The following is a 571-nucleotide window of genomic DNA, read 5'->3' as shown; positions in this document are numbered from 1 at the left end:
ATAAGAGACAACTTAAGGCACGTTTAGGGGCATATGGAGGTAATGCTAAACAAGCATTTGACCCTAAGGACAATCCGTTTTATAAAAAGGGGGGACAACTGGTTAAAGCTGTGAGGGTCGAAAAAACCCAAGAGAGCGGAGTCTTATTAAACAAAAAAAATGCTTATACCATTGCAGATAATGGAGACATGGTACGTGTTGATGTGTTCTGTAAAGTGGATAAGAAAGGAAAAAATCAGTATTTTATTGTTCCCATCTATGCTTGGCAGGTTGCTGAAAACATTCTTCCCGATATTGATTGTAAAGGATACCGGATTGATGATAGCTATACATTCTGTTTTAGCTTGCATAAGTATGATCTGATTGCTTTTCAGAAAGATGAAAAATCTAAAGTAGAATTCGCCTACTATATCAACTGTGATAGCTCTAATGGACGATTCTATTTAGCTTGGCATGATAAAGGCTCTAAAGAACAGCAATTCCGTATTAGTACCCAAAATCTTGTATTGATGCAAAAATACCAAATCGATGAACTGGGCAAAGAAATCAGACCATGCCGTCTGAAAAAACG

At 37.1% G+C, this 571-nt stretch carries 1 pseudogene; it reads left to right on the top strand.

The features are described 5' to 3' along the window. Nucleotides 1-571: pseudogene (locus ACTHUR_RS16585) on the top strand (type II CRISPR RNA-guided endonuclease Cas9); the annotation flags it as partial.

It is taken from the genome of Neisseria sp. P0021.S007 (assembly GCF_051956855.1).
The sequence above is the reverse complement of the archived record's forward strand: the minus strand, read 5'-3'. Positions and strand labels throughout refer to the sequence as shown.